General features: G+C 47.7%; 7 protein-coding genes, 1 pseudogene and 1 riboswitch. Of the genes and pseudogenes, 4 read left to right on the top strand and 4 right to left on the bottom strand.

Annotated elements, in window-relative coordinates; genetic code table 11:
* The coding region (locus tag AAV90_RS11130) for a transposase (protein WP_046499036.1) at positions 1 to 273 on the top strand (273 nt) is incomplete at its 5' end.
* A 13-nt stretch (positions 274 to 286) separates the two neighbouring features.
* Here the strand turns inward: AAV90_RS11130 and AAV90_RS11125 are convergent.
* On the bottom strand, positions 287 to 493 hold the full coding sequence (locus tag AAV90_RS11125) for a DUF2935 domain-containing protein (RefSeq protein WP_046499034.1): 207 nt from the start codon (positions 491 to 493) through the stop codon (positions 287 to 289).
* A gap of 254 nt (positions 494 to 747) precedes the next feature.
* Here AAV90_RS11125 and AAV90_RS11120 point away from each other — a divergent pair, with 254 nt between their 5' ends.
* Positions 748 to 1,611 (top strand): DUF6544 family protein, encoded by an 864-nt coding sequence (locus AAV90_RS11120; protein WP_046499032.1) that lies wholly within the window; start codon positions 748 to 750, stop codon positions 1,609 to 1,611.
* A gap of 76 nt (positions 1,612 to 1,687) precedes the next feature.
* On the opposite strand, the pseudogene AAV90_RS14680 reads toward AAV90_RS11120, so the two are convergent.
* The 3 genes and pseudogenes from AAV90_RS14680 to AAV90_RS11110 all read right to left on the bottom strand — a co-directional run.
* Positions 1,688 to 1,969 (bottom strand): annotated as a pseudogene (locus AAV90_RS14680) (transposase); the annotation flags it as partial.
* Positions 1,970 to 2,065: 96 nt separating this feature from the next.
* Entirely contained in the window at positions 2,066 to 2,830 is a 765-nt protein-coding gene (locus AAV90_RS11115) for a MerR family transcriptional regulator (RefSeq protein ID WP_046499029.1), read from the bottom strand.
* Between the two features lie 263 nt (positions 2,831 to 3,093).
* Entirely contained in the window at positions 3,094 to 4,626 is a 1,533-nt protein-coding gene (locus tag AAV90_RS11110) for a YifB family Mg chelatase-like AAA ATPase (RefSeq protein WP_046499026.1), read from the bottom strand.
* 214 nt (positions 4,627 to 4,840) lie between these two features.
* On the opposite strand from AAV90_RS11110, the gene tatA reads away from it, so the two are divergent.
* Positions 4,841 to 5,191, top strand: a complete 351-nt coding sequence (gene tatA, locus AAV90_RS15620; protein WP_076982648.1) for a Sec-independent protein translocase subunit TatA/TatB — start codon at positions 4,841 to 4,843, stop codon at positions 5,189 to 5,191.
* A 33-nt stretch (positions 5,192 to 5,224) separates the two neighbouring features.
* Positions 5,225 to 5,326: riboswitch (SAM riboswitch) on the top strand.
* 60 nt (positions 5,327 to 5,386) lie between these two features.
* Positions 5,387 to 7,894, top strand: coding sequence for a homocysteine S-methyltransferase family protein (locus AAV90_RS11100; protein ID WP_278279306.1), 2,508 nt, complete (start codon positions 5,387 to 5,389; stop codon positions 7,892 to 7,894).
* Positions 7,895 to 7,999: the final 105 nt, after the last annotated feature.

Below are 7,999 nucleotides of genomic sequence, written 5' to 3'. Positions count from 1 at the left end.
CCGGAATTCATTCAAGAATTCCGCAAGCGAGCTAAAATCGAACCCAAGAATGCAGAACTAAAACGATTCCACGGACTAGATCGAGCCAAAGGCTATGGTCTACGAAGCATCCGCATTCAGGCCAAACTAACAGCCCTGGCGGTAAACTTAAAGCGGATAGCCAAACTGGTATCCGCTTCAAAAGGGTTATCTTCGTTTATTTTGAGGTTTTTATTCTGTCGGTTACAGATTAACCTACCTGATGGGCTGTGGGTAGCCGCCAGGGCGGCTTAAAAGGGTTGCTTTTTCAGTGATCTCGGACGGTTCTCTTGACACTTCTAAGCAGGGCCGTAAAATCATTTTTGAAATGATCGGCGCGGGCAATAAAGGCTTTGTCCTTACCTACAAATCCTGCCTCCAGAAAGATAGCATGCTCCTTCATAATGCGCAGGAAAAAAAGGTTAAGCTCCAGAGAACGCCTGACAAATTCCGCTGGGCTTAAATTCAAGACCAAAATGTTCACTCTCCTCATAATAATAGGTTTGTTTATAATATGGTAATGAGAGGGATTGAGTGCTTGGCGGAGATAAACCGGTATAATTAATTCAATGAGCGCTTGCGCGAATTGTGCGCCAAAATGCGGGCGCTTTAGCGCCTACATTACGCATTTTGTGTGCATCGCGCCGCGAGTGTTTTATCAAACGCCCCCTTAAGGAGGGGATCTTAGAGGCGTTTGATAAAATTCCGAGCTTAAGAGGAGTTGGAAGTATGCATACGTTAAAGCTAAGCTTAATCGTTATATTAATACTTTTGGTGGTGGTTTTGGTTCTGACAGCGGTAGCCAGTGGGCTGATGAGTCGGCAAGCCGACCGAGAAGCGCAGGAAATCTTAGCCACTGCCTCCGATAAAGATAAAGAAATCATTCAGCCTGCTGATTTAGAAGGATTGCCCGGCTGTGTGCAAAAGTGGTTGCAGCGCTCGCAGGTGGTAGGACAGGAGAAGACGTATACGGTACGGCTTAAGCAGGAAGGAAGGATGCGTACCGAGGAAGGTAAGCCCTGGATGCCGTTTACCGCGGTGCAGTACATCAATATCGAGCAGCCAGGTTTTGTTTGGATGGCCAAGGTAAAGGCGGCATCCATGATCAGCCTAATAGGTAAGGACAGATATTATCAAGGGCAGGGCGGTATGCAAATCAAGCTCTTAGGCTTGTTCTCCTTGGGGGAGGCTAAGCCGGGTTTTGAAATGAATCAGGGTACTATGCATCGCTTTTTAGCGGAGATGGTCTGGTATCCGAGTGCAGCTTTGAACGACTATATTCAGTGGAAGGAGCTTGATGCCACCTCGGCACGAGCTACCATGACCTGGCAGGGAGTTAGTGCTGATATGGTATTTTACTTTAATGCTGAGGGTGACATGGTGAAGAATGTAGCCTCCCGCTATCGGGAAGCAGAGGGGAAATACGTACTCAATGACTGGGGAGGCGAAGCTCGTGAGTACCGTGAGTTCCATGGAATTAGAATTCTTAATAAATCAGACATTATATGGAGGTATAAGACCGGTGATTTTAACTGGCTGCAGCTGGAGGTTACCGACATCGACTTTAATAAACCAGAGCTTTATAGTAAATGAGTCACAAGGGGAGGCCATTTGGCCACCCTTATTTTATAACCATTTTAATTTTGCTGCTGCCGGTACCGCTGCTTCAGTTTAGGTTGCTTACCGTTCCAGCAGAAAACTTGGTACCCCATAGTGCTTCGGTTATGTCTTCCACCCGGCGTACCGACACACCCGCTAAATACATCTCAATCATTGCTTATTCCACTGAGCTTTCCTGACGACGGTACCGTTCGATAATAGCCGTCTCGAAGGGTACACCTTTTAGTTTTGGCATCTTTAGTTTTACATCTCCCGATGTCGTAGTCAGGTTACGCTCGTAATGGCCGGAACGATAGCCCTGTCTCCCCTCAGTTCTCTCATAGCATCCTGCCTTCTATACCTGAGTAAGGGAAATTATCCTCTCTTGAACGCAAAAAAGGGCTGTTGCCTCTGAATCCTGGGATCCATGGCAACAGCCTTTCCTGTGTTATGCATTCATTCCCGTATAGATCAGTACCGCTTCGCGCAAAAACTCGGCTGTTCCCGGTTGCGTCCTGTCATAGTAAACCTTAAACCGCTCATCCTCCACGTACATCCGGGCTACCCCGGCGTGGGCTTCTTTACTGTATTCGCTCCAATAGTAGGCCAGCCATTGCCTGTGCAGATCAGCCGCCTGCTGGGCCAGCGCACCGGCAGGATCGCCTCCTTGGCGGGCTTCCTCGAGGATGGCTCTGAAGCGGGCTTCCAGGGCGGTTACTTCCGCATATTGTTCCTCAGTCATGGCCATAAATTTCTGATTGGAACGGGCTACCGTTTCCTCCCCATACTTTTCCCGGATCTCTTTGCCATACTTTTCTTCATTTTCCTCTATCATCTTTTGTTTAAATCCTTGAAATTTTTCCTGATCGCTCATCTTTGTTCTCCCTTCTGCCGCAGCCAGGGTCTTTTCGACATTCATGATCAACAGCTCCAGCTGGGCCTTTTTCTCCAGGAGTTTTTCCCGATGGCATCGCAGTGCGGCCGCGCGGTCGAAGTCAGGCACCGTGAGCATTTCTTTGATGTGGTCCAGGCTCACGCCCAACTCCCGGTAAAACAGGATCTGCTGCAGCCTATCCACCTCGTTTTGACCATAGATGCGATATCCTGACGAGTTGATCCTTGCTGGCTTGAGAATCCCTATTTCATCATAATATCGCAGGGTTCTGCTACTGATGCCTGCCAAACGACTAAGCTTTTGCACTGTATATTCCATGCGTTTGCCCTCCTTGCAAACTGACTATAAACTTATACGTAACGTCAATGTCAATAGTATTTTAAAAAATAATTAAAAATAATACTATACCCTCCAATTGAAGGAATCGTTCCTTCTTGTCCATGCCGCCTGCATACCCCGTCAGGCACCATTTGCCCCCACCACCCTGTGACAGGAAATTAAAAGGCAACTGGGATTATGACCTACCGCCCGCCTACATAAACTCTAAATATTGCTAACCAGGGGGGGTGGTTTCCTGGCAGTTAATTTCTCCAGTACTTTCTGTCTAGGCTCCGATATTGAAGGGCCTCGGCTAAATGCTGTAGCTTAATATTACTGTTCTCCCCAATATCAGCAATAGTTCGGGCAACCTTAAGAATCCGATCATACGCCCGGGCACTCATTTTAAGTTGGTTAAAGGCGTTTTTTAAAAGCTCTTCTGATTCCGCATCCAGATGGCAGAATTTTTTTACATCTGCCGGGCGCATTTGCGAGTTCAGACTTATTTTATAACGAGCAAAACGCTTTTTCTGAATATCCCTGGCTGCCATAACCTTTTCCCGCATATCATTTGAGCTTTCCCCATTACTTCGATCCCTTAGCTGCTCATAGTTTACCCGGGGTACTTCCACGTGCAGATCCATGCGATCCAGGAGCGGACCGCTGATTTTTCCCAGGTATTTTTGTATCTGCAGGGGCGTACAGGTACACTCCAAATCTGAGCCATAAAAACCGCACTGACATGGATTCATGGAAGCAATTAATGAAAAATCAGCCGGATAGGTATGGGTAGCCTGAGCTCGCGCCACTGTGACTACTTTATCTTCCAGGGGCTGGCGCAAGGCCTCCAGGACATCTCGGCTGAACTCGGGAAATTCATCAAAGAACAATACTCCATTCTGGGCCAGCGAAATTTCACCTGGACGTGGGATGCGGCCTCCGCCGATAATGCTGGCGGCCGAAGCATTTTTATGCGGAGCCCGGAAAGGACGGCTATCAATTAAAGGATGATCGGTATTTAGTAAACCTGCCACGGAATAAATACGGGTTGTTTCCAGAACTTCCTCGCGGGTCATTTTCGGCAGGATGCTTGGCATACGTCGGGCCAACATGGTCTTGCCGCCTCCCGGCGGGCCGATCAAAAGGATGTTGTGACCACCGGCGGCGGCCACCTGGATGGCCCTTTTGGCAGTTTCCTGGCCTTTTATATCAGCAAAATCAGGCTGCGCTTCGTTGCCCCGTGGTTTTTCCTCATCCTTTGGAGTTACTGTCCGGAGTTCTTGTTTTTTTTCCAGATAAGCACAGACTTCCTGCAGATTGTTGCCTGTTAATGAATGGATCTCGTTTACCAGGGCAGCCTCTTGGCTGTTGCCGGGGGGAATGATGAAAATGCTGTCCGGCCTCGTTTTATGCAATTCCAGACACATGGGGAGCACACCAGGGATTGGCCGCAGGCTGCCATCCAGGGATAATTCTCCCGCCAGAAATAGACCTGGGTCAGGCATATTTATCAGCTGCTCGGAGGCCAGCAATATTCCTAAAGCTATCGCTAGATCAAAATGGCTGCCTTCTTTCCTAAGATCAGCCGGAGCCAGATTAATAATAATTTTACGGTTGGGGAATTCGTAACCAGAATTTTTTATTGCGGACTTAACCCTTTCCCGGGCTTCTTTTAAAGCGGCTTGGGCTAATCCGACCAACTCAAAGGCGGGCAGACCGTTTTGGATATCCACCTCTACTTTTACGGTAACGGCTTCTATGCCGGTAATTACAAGAGTGTTAAGATTTGCAAGCATATTTTTCTCCTCAAGCTATTTTCGGTTATTATTCGCAGGTTTAATTGTAAATTCCTGCCATAACAAAAAGCTGTTTGGTGGCAGTTTTACCGATCTCTTGGTGGCATAATTTCATTTTCGCGACAATTTCTTAAATCTGATTGCTATATCTGCATCAATAAGGTTAGAATAGAGTTATATTTACAGGAATGACTTTTTGCATTAGGAGGTAGACATGCTTGGCAGCATAGGTCCTTGGGAATTAGTACTGATATTATTGATTGCCTTGATAGTAGTAGGGCCCAGTAAATTACCTGATGTGGCAAAATCACTGGGAAAGGGTTTCAATGAGTTCAAAAAGGCTACCAGTGGTGTCCGTAAGGAGTTTGAGGATGCTATCAAAGACGATAGTGCACCAACTACCTACTATAAACCTGATGTCCCGAATCCTCTAGAGTCCGAGGCTTATTTGGCCGAGATTAATATTCAACCCGCTAGTCAAGAAGCTAACGGTTCAGAACCGGATGACAGCCAAGAAAAAAATGATATTCAATCGGATAAAGTAGATGACAATCCCCAACAATAAATGATAAAATTAAAAATCAATAACATAACGATACTCTTATCCAGAGTGGTGGAGGGACTGGCCCGATGAAACCCGGCAACCGCCTGTAAAGGAATGGTGCCAAATCCTGCAGGGATGATTCCTGGGAGATAAGAGGGGATATTAATGAACCCTCTTTGTTACAAAGAGGGTTTTTATATAGCAAGGAGTGGTATTGTGGTAAATGATTTGCCTGGATTGCTGCGCGAGCGGATTTTGATTTTGGATGGAGCTATGGGAACCATGCTGCAGCAAAACGGCATGAATCCCGGATGTTGTCCGGAGTTGTATGGGATAGAACATGAGGAGGTTCTATTTGATATACACAAACAGTACCGGGAAGCCGGAGCCGATATTATCCAGACCAACACCTTTGGCGGCAGTCGATTTAAATTAGCTGAATATGGTCTGGCTGATCGGGTTACAGAAATAAATGCCGCAGCCGTCAGTATTGCCCGCCGGGCAGCCGCCCCCCATGGATTGGTAGCTGCTTCTATAGGGCCCACCGGTAAATTGCTGCGTCCCATGGGTGATGTGACCTTTGATGATTTGTATGCCGCTTTTGCCGAACAGATGATAGCCTGTGCTCAGGCCGGGGCAGATCTAATTTCGATTGAAACCATGACCGATATTGGTGAAATGCGGGCTGCCTTAATAGCCGCTCAACAAAATACCAGATTGCCGGTTATCGCTCACATGACGTTCGAGGATGGAGGCAGAACCATGACGGGTACTGATCCGGTAACCGCCGTGATTATTATGGAAGCTTTGCAGCCTCTGGCAATAGGAGCAAATTGCTCTGGGGGAGCCCGGGAACTCCTGCCGGTTATTCAGGAAATGTCCAGACATACTCGGCTGTGTATATCGGTAGAGCCTAATGCCGGGCTGCCGTTTTTGGTTGAGGGGCAGACTGTTTTTCCGGACACGCCTGAAGAAATGGCCGAATATGCCCTGCGATTAAAGGAAGCCGGGGCCAATATTATTGGCGGGTGCTGTGGTACTACCCCGGTGCATATTCAGGCAATAGCCAGGGCCTTAAAAGGATTAGCGCCTTCTGCCAAAACGGCTCACACCTATCCTGCGCTGGCTTCCCGCAGTCATTATGTGATGATCGGCAGTGATCAGCCCTTGGCCTTTATCGGGGAACGTATCAATCCTACCGCCAGAAAGAAACTGGCCCAGGATATCAAAGACGGACATATGCAGATAGTAGTTGATGAAGCCAGAAAACAAGTGGAGTGTGGTGCGCCGGTGTTGGATGTAAACATGGGGGTGCCCGGTATCGATGAAGTTCAGGCGATGCACAAGGCCGTGACGATGATTCAGGATGCTCTGGATATACCTATCGCTATAGATTCAACCAATCCTGAAGCTGTGGAGGAAGGCCTAAAGAACTTTGTGGGCCGTCCCTTGATTAACTCCACCACCGGTGAAGACAAAAACCTGGATATAATTTTGCCCCTGGCCAAAAAATATGGAGCCGCAGTACTGGGGCTGTGCATTGGTGATGAAGGGATTCCTGACCGGGCCGAAGAACGGCTGCAGGTGGCGCGCAAAATCTACCAGCGTGCTCTGGAATATGGTTTGCGCAAGGAGGATATTTTCATTGACTGCTTGGTTAAGACCGCCAGTGCGCAACAGGAACAGGTCATGGAGACGATTCAAGCCGTGAAAATGGTTAAAGAGGATCTAGGTGTAGGCACAGTACTGGGAGTCAGCAATGTTTCGCATGGACTGCCTGCCCGGGATATATTAAATTCCGCCTATCTGACCATGGCTTGGGCCGCCGGTCTGGATTTACCTATTATGAATCCCTTTGAAGAACGGATGATGGCTGCCAATCGTGCTGTAGCTGTCTTGTTAAATAGGGATGCCAACAGTACTAAGTATATTGAAAACTACCGGGACTATAAGGTTGATGACAAGCCAAAGATAAGACATCCGCTTTGTGAAAAATGCAATATTCCCGATTTAGTATCTGCCGAAATTAACATTACAGGTACGTCAGGAGTATCCCGGTCTGCCGAAACAATATCCGAATCGGATGATACGACCAAGGAGAAAATCAAGCAGGCTATCCTGCGGGGCGAAAAAGAGAATATTTCCGTTTTAATCGAGGCTGCTTTGCAGGAAGGGCAGCTAAAACCATTGGATATCGTGAACCAGGCCATGATACCGGGAATTGAGGAAGCCGGGGAGATGTATGATAAAAAACGTTATTTCCTGCCTCAGCTTATGATGGCCGCAGAAACTATGAAGCGGGCATTTGCCATCATCAAACCGCTTCTGACCGTGGAAGGCCAAACCAATACCGGGGTTATTGTTTTGGCAACCGTGGAGGGGGATATCCATGATATCGGTAAAAACATTGTAGCGGTATTACTGGAGAACTATGGTTTTAAAGTCGTTGATTTGGGTAAAGATGTTCCAACGGCTGTTATCCTGGAACGGGCTGCTCAAGAAGATGCTGATATCATTGGTTTGAGTGCCCTTATGACCACTACCATGCCCCGTATGCAGGAGATTGTTGACGGGGTCAAGGAAAGAGGCCTGCGTGCTAGGGTAATGGTAGGAGGAGCCGTTCTAAATCAGGAATATGCTGACCAAATAGGCGCTGACGCATATTCTGAGGACGCCCGCTCCGCTGTTCTGACCGCTCAGAGGTTATTAGGAATCTTTCAATAGAAAATTGACGCGGGATATCGAGGCGGTCTTTAAAGCAACCCGGCGCTCCAGCGTAATTGTCCAGCCTTTGATTATTGTATATCAGAGAGCCGTTAAATAAATTGG

The organism is Syntrophomonas zehnderi OL-4, from assembly GCF_000983115.1.
In the GTDB taxonomy this organism is placed as follows: domain Bacteria; phylum Bacillota; class Syntrophomonadia; order Syntrophomonadales; family Syntrophomonadaceae; genus Syntrophomonas_B; species Syntrophomonas_B zehnderi.
Note: the sequence above shows the minus strand (reverse complement) of the source record. Positions and strands in the feature narration are given on the sequence as shown.